The following is a 19977-nucleotide window of genomic DNA, read 5'->3' on the forward strand; positions in this document are numbered from 1 at the left end:
GCCCGATAGCAGGGGCCTGCCAGGGCAACCCATAAGGGGCTGCCCCTTAATGATAAGGGAAGAATATGAGGAATTGGAAGAAGGGTGCGACCGTGGCAGCAGCCGTGATCGCGGCGCTTTCCACGCTCGTTTCACCACTGGCCTACGCCGATGGCGGCGGCGGATCAGGTGGCGGCGGCACAGGCTCGGGCGGTGACGGCCAGATCAGTTTTGCCTATCGAGACAGCTTTGGCGCTCCTACGCTGGCCAACGTCGATGTTGCGCTGGCTTCAATGGGTCTGACATCATTCAACGATGCGTCGCATCCTGCGGATGCGGCGGCCACGACGGCATTGAACAGTGCGGTGAGTGAATGCCAGTCCCGCTATGCCGCGAAGCATGATGGCAGCACGAATGCGGGCTGCCGCTTGGTCAGTGTCGGCGCGGTTTCGACTGATGGTGTTTATACCGGCAGTACCGGTGGATTTAATACATCTCAGTGGGCGTCTGCATGGAATGCGGTGACTCAGGGGAAGACCTACTCGTATGAAGGTGTCGGCTATCAGACGACCACTCCGTTCTCGGATGGGGTGACCACGATCAACGGGCTGGTCGCCCGTGAAGCGGCGAAGACTCCAGGAATTATTGTCATCGTCCTTTCCAGCGATGAACCACCGGTCGCCTATAAGCTTTCCGTGTCCACCAAGCAGGCGTCTGCCGCCTCGATGAAGGTGGGTTCGACCGCTGCCGTGCATGACGTGATCACCACGTCTAATGGTGGTTCCTCGCTGAGTGAGAATCTGACGGCGAAGGTCATCATGCACTATGACGGGCAGAGGAACGGGTACGTGGCCGCGAAGAGCGTGACGAAGAGCGTGACCATCAGTAATGATGGTTCGAAGAACTCTCCCGACTTCACGCCTGCCGACTTTGGCATGTCGCATTGGCAGGAAGGCACGTACTGGTTTGACGTGCAGGTTGCCAAGCAGGGCAAGATGGCGGCTGCCGTGGATACCACGGATCGCGAGGCTTCTGAATCGTTCCCCGTGGCTGCGGTCCCTCCTGCAAAGCCTTCGAAGAGCATCGAAGAAGGCACGTCTGCCGACCGGATGGTGAATCGCACGACGATCACGACCGGTTCCGGTCGCGGCGGCTACGAGATGACCATCAAGGATACGATCACGCCTAATGGCGTGAACTATTCCATCGACAACTGCAAGCTGGTGGACACCACGAGTGGTGCCGACGTTTCCGGCGATTTCACGATCACCTGGGACAAGAGTGCGAACACGGTGACTGCCGTGCGACCCGCGTCCAAGGGCGAGATGCCGTTGGATCACACCTATGCGTTCAGCTTCGATGTGACGGTTGCCAAGCCTGACTTCTCCAAGGTCGATGATGTCGCCTCTGTGAAATGGAACCAGGATGCCACGGTCAACACTGATGGCCATTCCTTCCCTACATGGAGACCCAACCCTGACAAGAGCTGGATCAAGCAGATCAATGGTAAGTGGCAGGCCGTGATCGACCCGTCCAGGAGTAACCAGACCGGTGCCGACACCGAGACATTCCTTGACGGCGATACGGTTGGCTCGGTGGTCAACGGGATGGTTGCCGCGAACCTGATCCAGGCTCCTACGAAGTTGACTTTGACGGATGATTGGGCGAAGGCTGACTGCATCTTCGATGCTGCTGACGCTTCGAAAATTCGAGTGTATGCGGCTGATGCTAGCAGTGAGAAGCAGTCCAGTGTCGCGGACATCGCCAATACGGGCAAGGATGTGACCGACGAGTTCACCATCACCGTGAACGGCACGGTTGCCACCGCAACCGCTAAGGCAGATTACCTTGCTTCGTTGAAGGGCCTGGCGAAGGCCCGGCAGATTACCCTGCTGATTCCAGGAACCGTGAACTTCGCCAACGGTGGCGGCGCCAAGCAGGTGCACTCCGACTTCGGCAAGAACGCCGGCGACGAGCTGACCTTCTGCACGAACCCCGACGGCGTGAACGATGGCGCGGGTTTGACGAACGCGGGTTCCGAAACCGTGAATACACAGACCGAGGATACGAACGAACCTGAGATCTGCGGCTATGTGCCACCGGTCACGAAGGATGTGCTGGCAGAGTCCTCCCAGGGCGGCGACCAGTCCAGCGTGGACGGCAAGACCGTGTTCCCCGGCCAGAAGGTCGAATACAAGCTTGAGACCACGCCGAAGCTGCCTGCGAACCTGGCCTATCAGGTGACGAACGTGGGTGTGACGGACAGTTACGACCAGTATCTGAACGTGGACAAGCAGACCTTGGAGGTCACCGACCTGAACACGGGCAACATCATTCCCAAGAGCCAGTACACCGGAACCTGGGATGACACCGCGCACACGGTTCGTCTCGCGTTCTCCGATGCCTGGGTGAAGGCCAACTGGAAGGCCGGATCAAACCCGAGGGTCATCGTGCGCTTCGAAGGCACCGTCTCCGCTGACGCTCCCGCGAACACGAAGGTGGACAACCAGTGGAAGCTGACGCTGAACAACAGCATCACTCCGTCGAACATCGTGGAGAACACGCCTCCCGACGACAACCCTTCCAAGCAGGACACTCAGAAGGATGCGTCCATCAACATTGACGGCAAGACCGCCGTACTGGGCGACAGGATCTACTATCGCGTCAACCTTGACGCCTCGAAGTTGGACAACACCGCGTATGTGGTGCAGCGTCTGGGCATGGTAGACGACTACGACGAGCAGTACTTGAAGCTCGACACGACGGCGATCCAGGTGCTTGACGCCCAGGGCAAGGACGTGACCGGCAAGTTCAACATCCAGGCGAAGGACGGCATCGTGTATGCCTTCTTCAAGACGGTGGACACGACCATTCCCGCGACGGGCGAGACCGTGAAGGGCGATCCTCAGCCGTCAGACCTGAAAGCGTATTCGACCGAGAGGCTGGATCCGCTCACCTCTCCCGCCATCGACCAGCAGGTGCTTGGCCAGACCTACCAGATCGTGCTGCCCATGACGGTGAAGGCCGTCAAGGACGGTTACACGGTGAAGAACACTGCGATCCAGGTCACCAACAACGAGCAGAAGCTCACCAACACCGTGTCCAACCCGTTGAAGGAGATCAACCCCTCCAAGGATGTGACGGTCAACGTGGGCGGCGCTTCGGCCGACGGTCAGAGCATCTATCTGAATCACCTGTTCCTCTACCAGCTGGATTCCTCGACCCTGCACACGAATCGTGCGTACAAGACGATCACCGACTGGAGGATCACCGACGGCTACGACCAGTCGCACGACCGGTACACCGGCCAGTGGGCGGTGTACGCGACGAAGGATGTGGTCGAATACCAGGATGGCAAGGCCGTGACCTTGGCCGAGAAGGGTGACCGGATCGCCGGCAGTGGCGTGGACTCCACGAAGTTCGGTGGAGACCTGTTCACGGCTCAGGATGTGAACGGTGTCATCACGATCACCGCCACGGCACGCTATCTGGCCATCGCATCCTCGAATGACACGACCGAGCAGGGTTGGCGTGCCTACGTGCAGATGGAACGCACCAGGACCGGCGACGTCAAGAACCAGTTCATCGAGAATCTGAACGGCCAGGATCGCCCATCGAACGTGGTCACCACCCACACGCCCGACCAGACGCCATCCATCAGCATCGAGAAATACGATGCGAAGAGCGGCATGAAGGCCGGGGATCGCAACGATCCCAAGGACGCCCTGGACGTTACGGGTGACACGCAGATCGTGTTCCACATCACCAACACCGGCAAGGCCAGTCTCTCGAAGATCGACTTGAAGGACTCCACCATCGCGGGTTCCGGCACGGTCGTGGACTTCAAGTATCCGGCCAACTGGAACACGCTCGTGTTGAAGCCCGGAGCGTCGGTGGATGTCACCGGCACGTTGAAGGGCATCAAGAGCAACGACCACCACACGGATCGTGCGAAGGTCACCGCGCAGCCGATCATCGACTGCCCGGCCGTCGACACCGACCCGTTCGACGGCAAGATCCCGACGGTGGATCCATCCAAGGTGTGCTACGACACTGCGATCAGCGCGCACGACGACTGGAATGGATACAACAAGCCCACGGCCGCCAAGAACGCCCTGGCGAAGACTGGTGCCGACATCTTCTGGCTGGCTGCCGCCGTGGTTCTGCTTGCTGGTGGCGGTGCGGGACTGTTCCTCTACCGCCGTTCCCTCGCCCTCTCCGACGTTTCCGGCAAGGATACGGACAGCAAGGAGTGATCATGCTTGCCCCGTCCATTTCTCTCTTCTTCGGGCGGGGCATCCCCCCCCCCCCAAATCATCATCCATCCAGTCTCGAAAGGAGCCATCATGCTGTGGATCGTGGCCGTTCTCGCGGTGTCATTCGTCCTGCTCATGGTGCTGTCGCTGTGCAGGGCTGCCGCGATAGGAGACAGGCAGCTTGAACACCTCGATGCGGTCAATCACCGCACCGACCCTCATACAGGACGCTGACGGTTCCCCCAATTGTCAGCGCCACGGTCGGCAGCCAACATTCGCCGGCCATATGACGCCCCGTCTGCTTTCCCCTGCGGGCGGGGCATTCTTCAATTTTCAACCATTCTTTTGAACGAAAGCGAAGGCCATCATGGTCATGGAAGAACAGATCGCACAAAGCGTGCTGAGCGCGGCCATGCAGGGAGCGACCCTTATCCTGCGCGTCAGCGAGAAGGGCGCGAACATACTCGCTTCGGCCACATCAACGACAATCTCCAAGATAGGGAAAACCACGAAGGACACGCTGCGGCAGGGCCGTGAATCCGTGGTGAAACTCACGAAGAAGTCTGGCGGCGACCTGCACTTCACCGAGCAGCTTTCACGCGAGGATATGCGTAATGCTCGCACGCAACTGCACCGTTACGGCGTACATTACGGTATCGAGAAAAACCCCGATACTGGCAAATACTATCTGGTATTCAAAGGTTCTGACGCTGATATGGTCAAGCACGCGCTTGAACGCACGTTGGCCAAGGTTGATGGAAATGTCGCCATCGACCTCGTGGTAGTACCCGAACAGGCCCAGGGAGTGAATCAAGCTGCACAGGATGTGGCTGTGACGAAAGCCTCAGACCTTGTACCGGCAACATTGCCGGCTGACGCCCCCCAGTTCACCATGCAGTTCAAGACCGTGCAGTGGGATCGTGATGCGAAGATCATCAGCGATAACTTCACCAAATTGGGTATCCCATACACGATGAGTGACGGTGAGAACGGGGTGAAGCAGGTTGCATTCCCGCAATCATGCGAACCGGCAGTCAAACAGTTCATCGACTCATACGCGCAGAACGTGAAACATTTCGACACGAGCCGTGTGGTCAATTACGCTCAGCTCGCCCCAGCGCAGCCAAAGCAATCGCCCTCGGTGCAGCAGCCAGTGCATACGCAGACCCGTGTGTCGTCAAAATCTGCTCCGAAGAAGACAGCGTCGGATGTGCGACGTGAATTGAAACAGGACACCAAGGAACGCATCAACCGCTCTCGTAACGCGGCACCAGTGCATACGGTGTCAAAGGCGAAAACCAGGTGACTTCGATGAATGAACAGCGCGATCTCCTTCCACCAGGGGCACAAGTGTGGATCCGTGGAACCTTGCTGAGAGAGCCAAAACATGTGCGCTTCAGCGATGGTAATGAAGTCACATATCTGCTGGTGACCTGCGATATTGGCGGCAATCAGCTTATCAGCGTGCCGTGCAATGCCCGTGGCACGGTATCCCGATACTGCCAGTCTCATCAGTATTCCCGTGGCGATCTGCTTTGGATACGAGGCTTTGTCAGGGAGAAGCAAGACAATGCCGGCCATAGTTCTGCCGTGGTCAACGTCGAGGCGATGACCGGGGATACGAGCGAAACATGGCAGGAGAGTGAACTATGAATGCCACCGCTCAGCTTCGCGTCGGCGGCATGCAATCCAGTGAGTCTAGCTTGCGAGTCTTGCAGGCGATGACGGGAACGACCGCCCCGCGTGTGATCTCATGGTTCGGTGACGGCATCACCGTGGTATCTATACCACTTTCTTCCACGGATCCAACCCCACCGGATCTCATCCGGCGTGAGGAGCATACGGAACCGTTGCCGCCCCGCGTTGAAGAACCTGCACCGGTAAGCGCTCCCACACTTCTGGCGCACGATGATGGGCAGGCAGATGATACTCGGCGGCGCAGCGCGCTGGATGTGAGAAACCTCCTGCATCAGACCGCGCAACGGCTCATCGATGAGCAGCATGCGCGAGAGCAGCAGGCCGCTAGCGGCTCATCAGACAGCAGCGTGCTCACCCATGAGGATGAACGCAACGCCCGCATGGACACAGTGAAAAGGTGAAGTCATGAGAAGAACCCGCAGTACACGAGACCTGACCATATTTGGCATCGTCTTTGCCGTCATCTTGTTCTGGATAGTGGACAAGGTCTGCTTCCAGGTGCGCGTGGATCATGCCCGGGGCATGAGCATCGATGCTATCTCGAATCGACTGTTTACGGACATCATCTCGCGCCCACTACACTTTTCCCTCTACCGGACGGATCTATTGGCAGCCACGGCAAGCCTGGTCGCACTAGGTCTGATCGTGCTCTACAACGCTGGATGGCGCAAGGAACGCAACGGTGAGGAACATGGTTCTGCTTCATGGGGAACCGCGAAAGACATTCGCTCCTTCATGGATCGCAAGCCTGCAAAGAACATTCAATTTACACAGACTGAGGGATTGAGCATTGATACTCACCAGACGCAGCGCAATATCAATGCTTTCATCATCGGCGGTTCTGGAACCGGTAAGACGCGCTTCTTCATCATGCCAAATCTGCGCCGTGCCCTGACCAGCTATGCGGTGACCGATCCCAAGGGGGAGATCATGCGCGACTACGGATTGGAGCTGGCGTCACGCGGATACCAGGTACGATGCTTGAATCTGATTGACTTCGCCCAGTCGAACCACTTCAATCCTATGAAGTATTTCAACCGTGAGGATCCTGAAGTGTCAATCCTACGGCTGACGGAAAACCTGATCAACAACACCTCCGGTGCCGCCGCCAAGGAATCATCGGACTCGTTCTGGGTGAGTTCGGAACGCGCCCTGCTGAACGCTCTGATAGCGTTCGTCTACTTTGCCGAAGAGGATCCGTCGCTGCCGATGGTCATTGATCTGGTCGGCCGCATGGGAGCTAGCGAGCAGGATGAAAACAAACGGTTCGACGTCGATTTGATGTTCGAATCGGCAAAGCACATGGTGGCCTCATATTTGAAGGATCCCGACCAGTTCGACGACGACGCCACGCGCATCATCCAGGGCCTTGAATTCGCCATCAAGGAGTACACGCCGTTCACCCAGGGTGCCGGAGAAACCAAGAAAAGCATCATCATCAGCCTGGGCAACCGGCTCGCGCCCATGCAGGTCGGCCATGTGCGTGCCATGCTCTCCGACGATGACATTGACCTGGGACGGCTAGGCAAGGAAAAAACGGTACTGTTCCTAGAGTTGTCGGACACGGATCGCACATTCAGCTTCCTCGCCTCGATCTTCTACCAATGCCTGTTCGAAGAGAACATCTACATTGCCGACCACAGCCCGGAAGGGCATGTGCAGGTGCCCATTCAGTGCCTGCTGGACGAGTTCGCCAACATTGGCAAGATTCCCGACTTCGAGCAGCGCATCTCCACATTCCGCAGCCGGTGGATCAGCGCATGCATCGTCATGCAGTCCTATAGCCAGGGCAAAGCCATGTACAAGGAGCAGTGGGACACCATCGTGGGCAACTGTGATTCCATCCTCTACCTGGGCAGCAATGACAACACCACGAACGAGTGGCTGAGCAAGCGGCTCGGATCGGGAACCATCGACGTGCGTGAGGACAGTCAGAGCTACGGGATGAGCGGCAGCAGCACCAAATCATGGCACAAGGTGAAGCGAGAGCTGATGACCCCGGACGAGCTGGCGCTGATCAGATCCGACGAGTGCGTGTACACGCTGCGCGGCGTGAGGCCGTTCCTATCCAAGAAAATCAACCCTTCCACCTTCGTGTATGAAGCGAAGCGATCATGAGCGGTTGGGAAAGGATGATGCCAGGGCTGCAAGCAGTGCGTGTACGTCCGTGGCAAGCTCCCACGATGATTCGACGTGCGGCCGACGTGGTATGCCTCCGGTCGGCCGTATCAGACCCGCATGTTCGAGCGCGAGACAGTCGCGGTATATCCCTGTTGGTGACTGCTCGGGAAGGCTGGCCTGAAGCTGTGAGATCGTGCAGCTCCCGGACGGCTCATCAGCTATGTGCCTCAGCAGGAGGTAGCGGCGCATATTCAGGACTGCATGCAATGCATCGGCCGGGTCATTAGATCTCATAGGCACGATTCTAGTATAAAACTATAAATACATAAAATGACGTTATATAATTATTAGTGAGTTGAGAAAGGCATGACATGACCATTCAAACAATTCTTAACCTATTGAAGACCTTCGTCACCATCGGTGGCGGCCTGTGGATCGTCTGGGGAGCCATCGTTGCTGGCCTGGCGATGAGGGATCACCAAGGCCCACAGATTCAGTCGGGTATATGGCAGATTGTTGGCGGAGGCTTGATTATCGCCGCCGCACAGTTGTTCCTGAGCATCCAGGTCTGAGGTTCCTATGGATCAGTGGATTGTAGCGATGCTCAACGCTATCAGTACAGGAAATACTGATACGAAGAACTTGCTGAAACTGCCCTCGGGCTACAACGCCACGATGTACAACGCGATGACCACATTTCAGAATGTGGCCGTCAAGCCCATCACAGCTCTGGTGCTCAGCGTGATGCTCATGCTTATGCTGCAACAGGCCACCACCCGTGCGGACGGCGACAAGATGCTGTCGGTGCGCCTGGTGGCATCGGTGATGATCAAGGCCTGCCTGGTGCTGGCCGTGCTGAGGATCAGTGGGGCGCTGCTGCAAGGCATTGACAATATCGGTGTCTCACTGGCCAAGAGTGGCAGCAACATCGATGTCGGCACTGGATCTGCCAAGGGGCAGCTCCTAGGCGATGCCATGAAGTCTTCGATAGATTCTGCGAATTGGGGTGCACAGGCGGCCATGCTGATGATCGTGCTGTTCCCTTGGCTGATTGCGAACGTGGTGGGGATCCTGCCTACGGTGATGATCTTCTGGCGGTTCATCCAACTGGATCTGATGACTGCGTTTAGCAGCCTTCCCCTGGCATTCTTGGCCCACGAGGACACCAAGCAGATCGGCATTGGATATCTCAAACGCTATGCGACGATCACCTTGCAGGGCGTCATGCTGATCGCAGGAATCAAGCTCTACCAGGCCTTGATCAGTGGATGGGTGACCAGCACGGTACACACTAGCAGCGATCCAATGGACTTCCTCATGAAGAACTTTGGGAACCTGTTCGTCGCTCCGATAATCCTGGCTTTGGTGGTCATAGGTTCCAACAGCCTCGCCAAGGCTGTTATTGGGGAAGGATGAGGCAATGGCATTGGAAGTGCAAGTTTATAAAGATGTGCGCGCCTATGAGGCGAAGGTCATGTTTGGCATGAGCTGGCGTCAGCTTGGTGCTGCCGCTGTGGCGGTGGTCATTGGTGGTGGATCCTATGCGGCGATGGCCATTGCAATGCACGCGAATGGCGCATCCTGGGACAATGCCACCAACATTGCGCTCTACGTCCTGTTTCCGATACTGATTCCCATTGTTGCGTGGGGATGGTGGCGTCCCAAGGGATTGAAACCCGAACAGTATATCGGCTATGTCATCAATCATTACGCATCACGAAAGGTCATAACTTATGCAGACGAATACCGAGGACTGGACGCAGGCCGCCCAGCAGATCAGCGAGACGCAAGAGAGCAGAGGAAGGATAAAAAGAAGGAGAAGGAAAACCTCAAAGAGCGCTGACACGCATCTCTCAGCCAAAGGCCATATCCGCCACGTAACCGGCTACGATGATGTGAGCCGTGGCGTCTGGTCAGCTGCCCCCAAGCGAACCGGTGACGTCATCGGATACAAGGCGATGAAGCCTGACGGTATCGCCTACCTGGGCTCCGATGAATGGTCGTTGACCATGAGCATGTCCGACATCAACTATGTGGCGTCGGCGCAGGACACGAAAGAGGCTCTGGTAGACCAGTGGGCCAAGTTCATCAATAGCTTCGGCGCAGGCACCAGGATCCAGGAGAATGTCATCAACCGCGTGCTCGATGAGGCTGATGTGACCGATCTGGTGCAGAAGCCGTTGACCGGCGACCGGTTCGATGAATGGCGCGAGGACTTCAACAGGATTGCCACGAACAAGCTGCGTTCCGGCAGCGGGAAAAGCGTGGTCACCGAAAAGTATCTGACGGTGACGGTTCGTGAAAGCGATGCTGAGAAGGCTTCCGCAGCGCTGAGCCGCGCCTATGGGGAGATTCAGGGCATGCTGAGCGCTATGGATGGCTGCCGGATGGAACGCCTCGACCGCACGCAACGGCTCGCGCTGCTTTCTCACCTGATGCGTCCCGGCGAGGTGCCGTCGTTCACGGAGGATGATTTCGCAGCGGCACGCAAGTCCATGCACACGAAGGATTACATCGCCCCCTGGGCCATCAAGCTTGACGCTGACGGCAAGGGCTGTGAGCTGATGAACGGTTCCGGTTCATCCCATCACACGGTGCTGTGGGTGCGGGACTATCCGCGTTGGCTTTCTGATAGTCTCATCGGGGATCTCACGGCGATCAAGAGCGATCTGAACATCAGCCTGCACGTCGAACCATTCGACCAGGCTGACGGCATGGGCATGCTCAACCGACAGATAGCAGAGTTCGAGATGCAGGTCATGACCGAGCAGAAGAAGGCCCGCAGGGCGCACTATGACGAGACCATGATCCCTCACCGTCTCACTGAGGGCCTGGACGAGGCCACCCAGTTGCGCGAGGAGTTGGAGCAGTCGAATCAGAAGATCCTCAGCACCGTGCTCATCATCGGCATCACCGGCATCACCAAGGAGGACTGCGACCAGGTGACTGAAGAGGTGATGACCGCGATCCGCAAGCATTCCTGCCAGGCGGAACGCGCCACGTTCATGATGCTCGACGGCATCAGCACCGAACTGCCGATTGGTGTGCGTGCCCTGCCGATGAGACGCACCATGACCACGGCAAGCACAGCCGTGATCATCCCATTCACCACACAGGAATTGCTGGCCCCGCACGGCAACTGGTATGGGATCAATTCGCAGTCCGGCAATGTGATTCTTGCGGATCGCACCCAGGAAATGAACGGCAACGGGTTCATCCTGGGCACCACCGGATCCGGCAAGAGCCAATCAGCGAAGATGGAGATCACGAACGTGTTTCTCTCCCATCCTCACGATGACATCATCATCATTGACCCGGAACACGAATACCCGCCACTGATCAAGGCGTATGGCGGCACCACAATACAGATACACGCTGGATCTACGGATACCGTCAATCCGATGGACATTAGCCTGGAGTCCGGCATGGCAGACGGTGACGCCATCCACGAGAAGTCCGATTTCATACTTCAGATGATCTCAGCCCTGGTGGGCGGCAAGGAAGGGTTGACCGCTACCCAGAAGTCACTCATTGACCGCGGCGCCGTCAAGCTGTACCGAACCCATGCGGCCGCCGCCCATGATGGCGTGCCGATGGTGCAGCCGACCTTGCTGGACTTGCAGAAGTCTTTGCAGGACTCAGAGTCAGCGGAAGGCCACGAGCTGGCAGGAGCGCTCGACCTGTACACGACCGGCTCGTTGAACCTGTTCGCCCACCAGACCAACGTGCAGGTGGACAACCGGCTTGTATCCTGGGACATTTCGTCTTTGGGCAACGAGCTGAAGACCTTCGGCATGATGGTGGTGCTCGACCAGATATGGCGTCGCACGGCCTACAACCGCAAGCGTGGACGTCGCACCTGGCTGTACATCGATGAGTTCCACCTGCTGTTCTCCAACAAGTTCAGCAGCGAATACTTCCGAAGCCTGTACAAGCGTGCCCGCAAATGGGGGCTGATCCCCACCGGCATCACACAGAACATCGATGAGTTGCTTTCCAACGATGACGCTCGGCTCATGCTCGCCAACTCGAACTTCCTGTACCTGTTGAAGCAGAATGCGACCGATGCCGACACACTGTGCGATCTGTTGCATTTCAGTGACGAGCAGAGGCGCAGCTTCACCAACATTCCGGCCGGATGCGGCCTGATCCGCTGTGGCAGTGCTACAGTGCCCGTCGATGGGCGCATTCCCACCACGAGCGGCCTGTACCGGCTGTTCTCCACCAAGTTCGGTGAAAGCGAGTCCTGATGAAAGCCAGGACACACCAGGCCGGCACGGTGAGGTTCGGCCGACTCAACGTGAAGTCACGCAAGGGCAGCATGAACTTCCACAGGGAAGGCGCTGCCCTGGGCCGGCGTCGTGGCGCACAGTCCATCGTGAGCAACGAACGCCATAAGCGAGGCAGACTGCTTTCCAAGCTGAGCAATGGCATGCGTTCCACGACGTCAACGCTGACCGGACGCGATCAGCGCGACATGAACGAGCGCGTTGGCGACAAGTCAAAGCAACTCCTGCAATCAGGAGCGAAGCGGGCAGCCAACACCGGGGTGAAGGCCGCAACGAGCGTCGCCCGGAAAACCACCGGTTGGGCAGTGCATTCATCCTCACGTGCAGTCCACCATGCAGCCTCCTCTATCACTCGCAACGTCACCCATGCCACCGCGCAGAAACTTGCTCAGAAGTCCGCACAGCGAACCATGAAGCAGACAGCGGGCGTTGCCGCCAGGAAAAGCGCCCAGAAGGCAGCGAAAAAGGCTGCTGCGACTGCTGCACGAACGTCAGCCAACATAACCAGGCAGACGGTGGCGATGGCTACCCGGGCGGCGTCGGCTATCGCCGCTGCCGCGAGTTCCATGTCGATGCCCTTCATGGTCGGCGTCGTCTCCATCGTTGCGGTCATCGCAATGGTCACCTCACTGTTCTCATGGCTGCCAGGAGCGGCCAACGATCAGAACACGCAGACCAGCAGCGCGAAGTATCCGATCACCGATGACTACCCTTACAAGGGCCATTACAACGACGGCACGTCGCCACTGGGATACGAGTACGGCAACTGCACCGACTTCGTGGCTTGGCGCGTCAACCGTGATGCCGGCGTCACCGCCGCTCCCTGGAAATACAAGTGGGCGCAGCTCACACCCTTGGGCGGCAACGGCGGACAATGGGGATTATCAGGAAACCTGCCAGGATGGAACATCACCACAACGCCCTCCGCAGGTGACATCATCTCCATTCCGGCCGGCGTCGCCATTCTCGGTGCAAGCGGCGGCCAATACGGCCATGTGGGATATATTGCCCAGGTGTCAAGTGACAGCGTGCTCATAGAAAACTATGGCGGGGGCAAATACTTCCAGACCAACCCCACCACCAGCCAGCTCGCCGCAAACGTGAAGGCCGGACAAGCCGTGATCAAGCACAATCCACTCGGTCGCGCCGCGTCCGGATCCACCGGTGGCACGGGCACGGACGCGAAAAGCTATGCGAAGAGTGCGCTGCACGATGACACCCAATACAACTGCCTCGTGCAATTGTGGGATCACGAATCGGGTTGGAGAGTGGACGCTGAGAACGCATCCAGTGGCGCGTATGGAATTCCCCAGTCATTGCCCGGCAGCAAGATGGCTTCGGCAGGTGCCGACTGGAAAACCAACGGCGTGACGCAAGTGAAATGGGGGCTATCCTACATCAGTTCTCGACCTGACTATAAGAACCCTTGTGGCGCATGGGCGAAATGGCAGTCCCGCAGTCCACACTGGTATTAAAGAGATGCGCAAGGAGAAGAATCATGAGTAACAAGAAGAAATGGACACTTATCGGTGTCGCAACCGCTGTTGTACTGGCCATCATCATCGGATGCACCACAGTGATCGTAGGCTCACTGAACCGCAACCGACAGCAGCAGGCGGACATCGCCAACAAGGCATTCGGCTACAGTGCATCATCATTTGCTGCTGCCGGTGACGGCGGCAAGGGCGGCGAGGACGACAGCTACACGAACGTCCCCGACGCGGTGGTCAGTAAAGCCACCAGCGTCGTGGCATTGATTGCCACAAACTACGGCAAGCTCGAAGATAAAGTCAGCGAACCCACCGCGGCCGACCTGCAATCCTCAGGCATGAACCAGCAGGCCGCCGCGTCCTACACATCACTATGGGACACCGTGTTCGCCAAGGCACACACCGCCGGCATACAACCCAGCGGCGAGTCAGCGTACACAACATGGGCAGTGCAGAACGTATCCGGAAAGAAACCAGATCGCACATACACCTTCACGGTAACCGCATCGATCCAACCCTGGTATACGGATAAGAACGGGCAGGATGTGCAGTTCGATGAGGAAAAGGACACCTGGACAGTCACCGTTGATGAGAAAAGCGACCTGGTGACCAAGGTCGTCAACCCCACGGCAGACCAGCTCAGCTTCCGCATCCCTGATGACCTGGTCAACGAAACACAACAGCAGCAGTAAGGATATTCACCCATGATCCAATCGACGGCGGCCATCTATGATGACGGGTCGGCCACCCTGACGGTTAACGGACATCGACGCAAGATCCGCGAAAAGGATGCACAAGCAGCCCGAGCGATGATCCTGACGATCCTTGTCCGCGACGCCACCACGCTCAAAGAAGATCATGCACTCAACGTCATAGAGTCGAACGGCCAACACCACTTCGTGATCCACCCTGACGGATCCCTGACCGACACCCAGCAGGCCGGCCAACCCGCCAACCCATCGACCCTCACCACCACACGACCGGCCGACGCCGCGTCAGCCATTGAAACTGTGGCATCCCCTCACCCGCTACCAGTCGAGGTGACGCAACCCATCAACGAGGCAACCACCCAGCAACTCGAACCAGTTGCCGCACACAATGACGAGCCGGCGCCTACCCTGGCGCCATCACCGACACGGGTGATGCACCTGCCTTCCATCAGCCGCACCACACTCGTGAAAGCCGCCATCACCCTGGCCGGCATCCTCGTGCTCGTGGCCGCCTCGACAGGAGGTTTGTACGCCTGGCACAGCTCTCAACATCAACAGGCCATACAATCATGCGAATCTGCCATCCAAAGCCAGACAGACGCCGCTAGCGTGCTCACGAAGAGCCATGCACAGGCAGCGGAACTCGCTGCCATGCAGGCCGGCCAACTCACCAACCCATCGACCCTCACCACACTCAAGCAAGCCCAAGCCAAGAGCGCCAAGCCACTCACAGCAGCATGCTCCACAACCCTCACCACCACAAAACTCAACGACCTCACCCAGCAGATCGCCAACACCACCAAAACCATGAAAGCCGACGCCGCAAGCATCAACGCTGCTGCTCGTGCGGTGGTGGTGTCGCGTGATGCGAAGGTGTTGGCTGATGCGAAGGCGTCGTTGGCTCAGGCGATCAAGGATGCCCAGGGCACGCTTGATTCCTCGAACGGCAAGGTTGCCGACGACAAGACTCGTGAGACTCTGCAGAAGGCGTTGGATGCTGCGAACAAGGTGCTTGCTGATTCGAGTGTGAAGGATCAGAAGCGTTACCAGGATGCGAAGGCGACGCTGGCCGCACCGGTCAAGAGCGTGAATGATAGCGTGGCCGCGAAGGCTGCTGCTGATAAGACCGACGCTGACGCGGCCGCCGCGCAGACCGCTCAGTCGCAGGCTCAATCTCAATCGAAGTCGTCTTCGGGATCCTCGTCTTCTGGTTCGTCTTCGTCTAAGCGTTCTTCGTCTTCTGGTACGTCGGGATCCACTACGCGACGTTCTACCGGTGGCGCATCAGGATCAACCAGCACCAACCAATCCAATAACAGTCCCTCATGGAGCGTACCCAGCAGTGGCAGCGATGAAGGCAATATCGGCGGCAGTGATCCAGGTCTCTAAACCGTCAGCGCCCGCGATGTTTTCCTAGCCGTTGGGCTGTGGTGTCTTCGGTTCGTGTGCGCTGCTGCTCACGGCCGCGTAAGGCTCGAACCTGTCGGGCAAGATCACTGATCTGCTTCTCGCTACTGCTGATCTGTGCGTCCAGGCTTTCCACTTGTTCGCTGGTCAGCCCTTCCTCGCAGCTTGCCACAATCAACGACTGCAAGTCAGCCTGCCGTTCACGGATCGTGTTGCTGATCGCGTCCACGGCTTGCGTGCTGGTCATGCCGCCTTCGATCAGGTATTCACGTACCGTGCTGATCTGCGTGACCACAGCATTGACTTCCTCAACTTTCAACGCTTGCGCCATGAGGCGTCTGCGCTGCTTAGGGTTCGCTGTATAAATTTGTGGCAAGCTGTTGCGGATCAGTTTCTCGATATTCAGGTTTGGCGGGGTGAAATACTCGTACAATCCTTCTGTGGGAATCTGCTGCACGAATCGTCCCTGCCGGTCGCTCAACACCTGGTCTGAACCCCTGGGCAGCCACGCACGGATCGTCTGCCCGTCGATCACGAGACGTTCACGCGGCACGGTGATCTGTTTATTCCTTTTGGTACCTGGTACCCATATGCTCACGTTCTTCGAATCCTGTTTGGCGATCATGCTCTTGTTGAAGCTGATGCACTCCAAACTCTCCTGGCCGATCTTGACCATGATATTCATTTCGTCGTAGGCTTCGCCAAGCTTGCTGTCACGGAACTTCATCCCGGTTTCCGCGTCCTCGAAGGTCAGATACTTGCCACGAACATGCGTGAACACGCCCACCGAACGCAATACCCGTTTCAACTGTTCGAACGACTCAACCCTGCCCACGCTCTGATCGATGCGCAGGCGAATCGACTCCTTGACGCTCTCTCCTTTCAACTGCGTGTACAAGTCCGGTCGGCTCTTCCCGTACCGTTGCACCTTCGGTTCCTTCAGCACCCGCAACCCGGCGTCGCGGCACAGTTCGTCGCTGATGGTTCTGAGCTGTTTGAGATAGGTTCGCGGCACTCTCATCCGCTTCGATGTTTCCAGGTTCACTGGGCTGAGCATGATGTGGTTGTGGATATGGTCGCGGTCGGTATGCGTGGCGATCACGTAATGCTGCATGCCCCCGGTGATGCGTTCCATCAGCTCCACGCCCAGCTCGTGCGCCCTCTCCGGGGTAATGTTGTCACCCGGGTCGAACGACTGAATGATGTGGTGAGCGCGCACCAGTGTGGTCTTCGTCGGGGCGCGGCCTGTTTCGATTCGGTGCTGCTCTTCAAGAAAATACTGTGCAAAAGCGGTAGGGTCTTTGCCCACGGATGGAAGGTTGGTGCTCACCAGCTCCATGTCCCGGGTCTTGTCGGGGTTGCAGATGTACTGCATGGCCTTGGAAAGCGTCTGCTTCACCTGGCCGATCTTGACTACGGCCATCCTATCGGCCCTGCTGTTCGTTGAATTTTTTCCACGCCTCACCGACGAGACGATGCACTTCAGCCAACTCGGCCTTCACCTTACTGACCTCTTCCAAGGTTGCATAATCCTGTGCATTGACTCGATGTGCGATCTGGTTGACGTTCACACCGATCTTGTTGACCTGAACCTCCATCTTCGTATAGTCCAAAGGCACAGCAATCAACGTGATCTGTTTGCCCAACACCGACTGACACACAAACTCATTCAGCGACATCGGCCGATACTCACGAACCTGGTCAAGGATGGCCGACGCCTGTTGCCACTCCTCAGGTGTGAAACGAATTTTCTTCTCTACTGATCTGTTTCTGTGATGATCGTTGCTCACTGCTGCTCCTATCGGGTTCGGGTGTCCCGCAGTCCGGCGGAAGCCGGAATGAGCATTGGGGTCCCCCCAATGCTATGCTTGCTACCCATTTTAGCCCCAAGGGGGCACAGTAGGTAGTTTTACTTGTTTTGTCATTTCTTTGAGCTTCTAGTGCATGAACTATAATCGATAATTGAGCAATATAATGCATATTTTTATAGAGATTGGAGCACAGTAATGGCGTCGAGAATGAGCGAGAATACTCTGGGTAGTGATGTACTGAAACGAGAGCGTGCACTTGCATCAGAGAAGCTCAAGGATATGAAGACTGTGTTCAATGAGCTTAAGAAAATGATGGACGCTGCTTCGGTTTTGAACACTGAATTGGCCAAGTTCACGAATAAGTATGGGATGAACAAGCAGGCAATCGATGAGCTTTTTGAGCTTTCTTCACAGCAGAGTTCTTTGATTAGACAAGCGGCTGCGAGTGATTCATCCTCGGAAAATGCGGAAGAAAAGTCATCGAATGAGGAAACAGAATCTCAGGTTACTTCGCAGAATACGATCAGTGATGCTCCTGTTTTTGAACATCAGGATGCATGATTTCTTCTTCACTGACAAACAGTAATGCCCCGCAAAAACGGGGCATTCTTTATTCGTTTCGGGCGATTATCCGCGCAAATTTCGTGATTCTATCGGCTTATTTCTCTATTCTTCCTTACTGTTTTGGTCTGCGATTTCCTCGATGTTGTCGATGAGTATTTCCATGTCCATTGCCGATGCATCGTAGGGGCCGTAATGAATGTGGCTGCATATTCTTGCTTGTTCGGCGTCGATGAGGGGTTGGACGAGTTGAAGGTATTCTTCGCTGATGTACGTGTGCCCGCGCATGGGAATGTAGCCGTATGCCATGAGGTTGACGCTTACGGGGTCGGCTCCCATGTTGCCCAGCTCGTCTCTGTATACCGTCATCAGTGCCAGTGATCTGTCTGCTTGGAATCGGCAGACCGTGTATGTTATCGGTTCATCGAACCCGTTGGTACCGGTCAGTGCGTGTCCTTGACTGTCGTTGAGAAATTGCATTTTATCTTCTTTCTTTGTATGGTTCCAATCATTTTTTTGGAACTTCTTGAACTATTTCCACGGATGCGATGGAGCGCATGAATGCAAGCCTGAGCGGCGCGACTGAACACGCCTGTGGCGTGTGACCGGAGTGGCGCGCAGGCCCGAAGGCCCGTGTGCGGCGGCAGCCTTTGCCGACTCATCCGGGTTGCATGAGGCAGCACCGGCGCTACAGTGGAATCGGGTCAAGAAGGGACGAAAAAGGCGCGCAGCGAAGCGCAGCCACGATCATGAGGACACTGTGCGACCGCCCCATTGGCGGTCGTTCCTCTCATCAATGCGCGGGTGAAACCCGCTCCATCTGCCGCCGGTAGGCGAGAGCGGCTTGGAGTGCGCCACGTTGTCCGTGGCACGCGAGAAACGCACGGGACGCGAGCCTTGGGCACTCCACGCTGGCTGTGGAGTGCCCGGCCGGTTCAGTGTGCCAGGAGTTTTTGCACGGTCTCGCGGTCGCCTTCCTCGTAGGCTGGGTAGCGTTTCGATTCCTGGAAGTCGCCGTTATCGTCAAGTGTCAACGCGACTTTGCGCAGCCCATTCACGAAATAGTAGATTGGTTTCTTCTTCCACTGGCTGACTTTTCCGGCATCGATGAGCCGCTGGCTATGCTCGCTGATGGGCGTGCTGTCGGCCTTGCTTTTCACGGCTTCGAGATAGGCGACCTTCTTTCTCAGGGCGGTAATCTTGCTGCCGAACGTGCAACGTTTCGCATCCTTGTGGGTTTTGTTCCAAGCTTTCGCTGCCTCGTTGTCGGCTATCATCCGGGCTAGCTTGCCTTTGAAATAGTCAAGGTTGTTGACGCTGGTGGCGGCTCCCACGCTTGCACCCCTTGTGCGTCCCACAACGCGAACATCATGCAACTGGTCGTTGTCTTCCTTGAATTTCTCGACCATTTCGAGCATGTCCACGCGGTCGGCTGCACGCTCTTCCTCGTCGGCAAGGCGGCGCGTCCTGTCCCATTGCTGCTGCACATGCTTGTAGATGTTGCCGCGTCCCTCGATGTTTGGCTGGCCGAACGGTATCGCATGCGCCTCGTCGCGTGCCGCCTGTTCGGTCGCTTCTCGTTCGCTTCTGACCCGTTCGAGTCTGCTTTTCGCCTGTTCCAGGCTGTTTGCTTTGATGATGCTGGTCATGATGTG

Annotated in this window: 19 protein-coding genes; 14 read left to right on the forward strand and 5 right to left on the reverse strand. The window is 57.2% G+C overall.

What is annotated here, in order from left to right; genetic code table 11:
- Window positions 1-65: 65 nt before the first annotated feature.
- From QN215_RS00260 to QN215_RS00285, 6 genes are all read left to right on the forward strand, one after another.
- Window positions 66-4235: an LPXTG cell wall anchor domain-containing protein gene (locus QN215_RS00260; protein ID WP_369344190.1), complete on the forward strand. Its 4170-nt coding sequence runs from the start codon at window positions 66-68 to the stop codon at window positions 4233-4235.
- A 90-nt stretch (window positions 4236-4325) separates the two neighbouring features.
- Window positions 4326-4469, forward strand: a complete 144-nt coding sequence (locus tag QN215_RS00265; RefSeq protein ID WP_369344191.1) for a hypothetical protein — start codon at window positions 4326-4328, stop codon at window positions 4467-4469.
- Between the two features lie 133 nt (window positions 4470-4602).
- Window positions 4603-5541 (forward strand): DUF3801 domain-containing protein, encoded by a 939-nt coding sequence (locus QN215_RS00270; protein ID WP_369344192.1) that lies wholly within the window; start codon window positions 4603-4605, stop codon window positions 5539-5541.
- A 5-nt stretch (window positions 5542-5546) separates the two neighbouring features.
- On the forward strand, window positions 5547-5888 hold the full coding sequence (locus tag QN215_RS00275; RefSeq protein WP_369344193.1) for a hypothetical protein: 342 nt from the start codon (window positions 5547-5549) through the stop codon (window positions 5886-5888).
- The gene (locus QN215_RS00280) at window positions 5885-6334 is read left to right on the forward strand and encodes a hypothetical protein (protein WP_369344194.1); all 450 of its coding nucleotides are present in this window, start codon (window positions 5885-5887) and stop codon (window positions 6332-6334) included. Before QN215_RS00275 ends, QN215_RS00280 begins: the two co-directional genes overlap by 4 nt.
- 4 nt (window positions 6335-6338) lie before the next feature.
- Entirely contained in the window at window positions 6339-8051 is a 1713-nt protein-coding gene (locus QN215_RS00285; RefSeq protein ID WP_369344195.1) for a VirD4-like conjugal transfer protein, CD1115 family, read from the forward strand.
- Here the strand turns inward: QN215_RS00285 and QN215_RS00290 are convergent.
- Window positions 8046-8348 carry a hypothetical protein gene (locus QN215_RS00290; RefSeq protein ID WP_369344196.1) on the reverse strand — a complete coding sequence of 101 codons (303 nt, stop codon included), beginning with the start codon at window positions 8346-8348 and terminating at the stop codon, window positions 8046-8048. The two genes, QN215_RS00285 and QN215_RS00290, sit on opposite strands and share 6 nt — an antisense overlap.
- A 77-nt stretch (window positions 8349-8425) precedes the next feature.
- Between QN215_RS00290 and QN215_RS00295 the strand changes: the two genes are divergently transcribed.
- Genes QN215_RS00295 through QN215_RS00325 form a run of 7 tightly spaced genes read left to right on the forward strand, consistent with a single transcriptional unit; the run spans window position 8426 to window position 15932 of the window.
- Window positions 8426-8626 carry a hypothetical protein gene (locus QN215_RS00295; RefSeq protein WP_094695315.1) on the forward strand — a complete coding sequence of 67 codons (201 nt, stop codon included), beginning with the start codon at window positions 8426-8428 and terminating at the stop codon, window positions 8624-8626.
- A gap of 7 nt (window positions 8627-8633) precedes the next feature.
- Window positions 8634-9470 carry a hypothetical protein gene (locus tag QN215_RS00300; RefSeq protein WP_273193486.1) on the forward strand — a complete coding sequence of 279 codons (837 nt, stop codon included), beginning with the start codon at window positions 8634-8636 and terminating at the stop codon, window positions 9468-9470.
- Between the two features lie 4 nt (window positions 9471-9474).
- Window positions 9475-9897 (forward strand): PrgI family protein, encoded by a 423-nt coding sequence (locus tag QN215_RS00305; RefSeq protein WP_369344197.1) that lies wholly within the window; start codon window positions 9475-9477, stop codon window positions 9895-9897.
- Entirely contained in the window at window positions 9788-12304 is a 2517-nt protein-coding gene (locus tag QN215_RS00310) for a VirB4-like conjugal transfer ATPase, CD1110 family (protein ID WP_369344198.1), read from the forward strand. Before QN215_RS00305 ends, QN215_RS00310 begins: the two co-directional genes overlap by 110 nt.
- Complete coding sequence (locus tag QN215_RS00315; protein ID WP_369344199.1) at window positions 12304-13818, forward strand: CHAP domain-containing protein; 1515 nt, start codon at window positions 12304-12306, stop codon at window positions 13816-13818. The genes QN215_RS00310 and QN215_RS00315 overlap by 1 nt, the downstream gene beginning before the upstream one ends.
- A 23-nt stretch (window positions 13819-13841) precedes the next feature.
- Window positions 13842-14525: a hypothetical protein gene (locus tag QN215_RS00320; RefSeq protein WP_369344200.1), complete on the forward strand. Its 684-nt coding sequence runs from the start codon at window positions 13842-13844 to the stop codon at window positions 14523-14525.
- 12 nt (window positions 14526-14537) lie between these two features.
- Window positions 14538-15932 carry a hypothetical protein gene (locus QN215_RS00325; protein WP_369344201.1) on the forward strand — a complete coding sequence of 465 codons (1395 nt, stop codon included), beginning with the start codon at window positions 14538-14540 and terminating at the stop codon, window positions 15930-15932.
- Window positions 15933-15936: 4 nt separating this feature from the next.
- Here the strand turns inward: QN215_RS00325 and QN215_RS00330 are convergent, their stop codons facing one another.
- Window positions 15937-17373 carry a relaxase/mobilization nuclease domain-containing protein gene (locus tag QN215_RS00330; protein WP_369344202.1) on the reverse strand — a complete coding sequence of 479 codons (1437 nt, stop codon included), beginning with the start codon at window positions 17371-17373 and terminating at the stop codon, window positions 15937-15939.
- Window position 17374: 1 nt separating this feature from the next.
- Window positions 17375-17740, reverse strand: coding sequence for a plasmid mobilization relaxosome protein MobC (mobC, locus tag QN215_RS00335; RefSeq protein WP_158215586.1), 366 nt, complete (start codon window positions 17738-17740; stop codon window positions 17375-17377).
- A 300-nt stretch (window positions 17741-18040) separates the two neighbouring features.
- On the opposite strand from mobC, the gene QN215_RS00340 reads away from it, so the two are divergent.
- Window positions 18041-18322, forward strand: coding sequence for a hypothetical protein (locus QN215_RS00340; protein WP_369344203.1), 282 nt, complete (start codon window positions 18041-18043; stop codon window positions 18320-18322).
- Window positions 18323-18427: 105 nt separating this feature from the next.
- Here the strand turns inward: QN215_RS00340 and QN215_RS00345 are convergent, their stop codons facing one another.
- Window positions 18428-18802 (reverse strand): hypothetical protein, encoded by a 375-nt coding sequence (locus QN215_RS00345; RefSeq protein WP_369344204.1) that lies wholly within the window; start codon window positions 18800-18802, stop codon window positions 18428-18430.
- 455 nt (window positions 18803-19257) lie between these two features.
- Window positions 19258-19971: a hypothetical protein gene (locus QN215_RS00350; protein ID WP_369344205.1), complete on the reverse strand. Its 714-nt coding sequence runs from the start codon at window positions 19969-19971 to the stop codon at window positions 19258-19260.
- Between the last annotated feature and the right edge of the window lie 6 nt (window positions 19972-19977).

Source organism: Bifidobacterium sp. WK041_4_12 (assembly GCF_041080795.1).
Classification (GTDB): domain Bacteria; phylum Actinomycetota; class Actinomycetes; order Actinomycetales; family Bifidobacteriaceae; genus Bombiscardovia; species Bombiscardovia aquikefiricola.